At 76.7% G+C, this 2,144-nt stretch carries 2 protein-coding genes; one reads left to right on the top strand and one right to left on the bottom strand.

Features of this window, described 5'->3' with window-relative positions; translation table 11 throughout:
* Window positions 1-609 precede the first annotated feature (609 nt).
* Window positions 610-1,116, top strand: a complete 507-nt coding sequence (locus AC2CHG_RS31110; RefSeq protein WP_013288994.1) for an inorganic diphosphatase — start codon at window positions 610-612, stop codon at window positions 1,114-1,116.
* A 54-nt stretch (window positions 1,117-1,170) separates the two neighbouring features.
* Here AC2CHG_RS31110 and eccD read toward each other — a convergent pair.
* Window positions 1,171-2,144, bottom strand: a 974-nt coding sequence (gene eccD, locus AC2CHG_RS31105) for a type VII secretion integral membrane protein EccD (protein WP_484526174.1), incomplete at its 5' end; no start/stop codon positions are given.

The raw sequence follows: 2,144 nt of genomic DNA, 5'->3' as shown, positions 1-2,144 counted from the left end.
GTCCAACATGCAGCTCGTCGCGCGGGCGGTGGGGGGGGGGCCCCCCCCCCCCCCCCCCCCCCCGCCCCCCACCCCCCCCCCCCCCCCGCCCCGCCGCGCCCGCCCCCCCCCCGGCCCGAGGGCGGCCCGGAGGGTGCGGGCGGCGCGGCGCCGACCGGTGGGACCGGCGGGCTGACCGGGATCGAGTCCGGCGCGCCGGGCCGGCTCAGCGCAGCCGTGGGATCGTGCGGCGGCCCGACGCGGGCCGAGCCGCTCGCCGGGCCGGAGCCGTGATGCAGCGGGCCGGGGCCGTGGTGGGGCGGGCCGACGCGGGCGGACCCGGTGGCCGGAGAGGGACGATGAGGGACGTTGGCCCCCGGGACGGACACCCGTCCGGTGGCCCCGCCGGAACCGGAACCGGCGGACCCACGCCCGTCAACCCTCTCGGGGCGGTAGTGTGAATCTTCCCTCCCCACGGCCCCCTCCTCCCCGCTCGAAATCGCCTTGGGCGACACTACTTCGGTCCGAACACTATGCGGCGGCCGGAGCCGACGGGGGGCGTTCACCCCGCGCCGGGGGTGAGCCGCTGGTTTCCGTTAGCCAGCGTGGGCAAACGAGGGAGCGTGGAAGATGGATTTCGACGTCACGGTTGAGATCCCCAAGGGTCACCGGAACAAGTACGAGGTAGACCACGCGACCGGCCGCATCCGGCTGGACCGCACCCTCTTCACCTCCACGCAGTACCCGGCCGACTACGGGTTCATCGAGGGCACCCTGGGCGAGGACGGCGACCCGCTGGACGCGCTGGTGCTGGTGCCGGAGCCGACGTTCCCGGGCTGCCTGATCCGCTGCCGCACCATCGGCATGTTCCGGATGACGGACGAGAAGGGCGGCGACGACAAGGTCCTCTGCGTGCCCTACGAGGACCCGCGTCAGGAGCACCTGCGCGACATCCACCACCTGGGCGAGTTCGACCGGCTGGAGATCCAGCACTTCTTCGAGGTCTACAAGGACCTGGAGCCGGGCAAGTCGGTCGAGGGCGCGACCTGGGTGGGCCGGGTCGAGGCCGAGGCGGAGATCGCCGCGTCGTACCGGCGCGCCAAGGAGGCCGAGGAGCGCGGCGAGACGCTGCACTGACGATCATGCTTGCCGGGGGCCCGGGTCGCGCGTCGCGACCCGGCCTCCGCGTGTTCAGGCGAGCAGGTCGCGGGCCCGGTCGTAGAGGCCGAGCACCGCGCAGGCCACCGGCACCACAGCGACCACGAGCGCGGTGTCGGTCAGATCGGCCAGCCGGCCGAGGTACGGGGAGACGGGCCGCCGGGCGTACGTGGCGCCGGCGGTGACCGCCGTCAGGGCCAGGGCCAGCCCGCCCACAGTCAGCGCGAGCCGGGCACCCGGACCGGCTCGGCCGGCCAGCACCACCCCCAGCAGCGCGAACCCGGTCAACCCGGCGACGATCGCCGGCACCCGGTGCCGTACCGCCACGAACAGGCGGGAGCGCAGCAGCAGCACCCCGCAGGCGACGGCGGCGAGCAGCAGCCCGGCGGTCCGGCCGACGGAGACGAGCACCGCGACCGCGCCGACGGCGAGCACCGCGTGGCCGAGCAGCATCCCGGTGAGCACCTCCTCGGCGCGCGCCACCGCCGCGTGCACCCGGCCCCGGTCCGGCAGGTCCCGGGTGCCGGCCGGGCTGGGCAGGGTGAGCGGCGGCAGCGGCAGCTTGCCGACCCGGATGGCCAGCAGCGGCAGCCCGCCGAGCGCGAACACCAGCACGGCGAGCAGGACAGCGGCGGTGCCGTCCGGGTCGAGCAGCAGCCCGCCGAGCGCTGCCGCCACGCCGGCCACGCCGACTGTCACCCCGGCCACGAAGACGCGGGACCGGCTGGCCACGCCGAGCAGGCCGAGCACCGCCACCAGCAGCAGCGCCACCGAGCCGACAAGCAGTTCCGGGGCACCCACCCAGCGCAGGCCGGGGATCGGGCCGACCGGATCGCCGGACGCGACCGCGAGCGCACCGGCCACCGCGGCCCAGGGCAGCGCGTACCCGCCGAGCGTGGCGCCGACCGGCCCGTCCCCGTACGCCCGGGACGCCGCGGTGGCGGTGAGCACCAGGATCAGGGCGACCGCCGCGGCGACCGGCCAGCCGCGCGCGCCCGGCCCGGCCG

It is taken from the genome of Micromonospora sp. ATLC20 (assembly GCF_057196585.1).
Note: the sequence above shows the minus strand (reverse complement) of the source record. Positions and strands in the feature narration are given on the sequence as shown.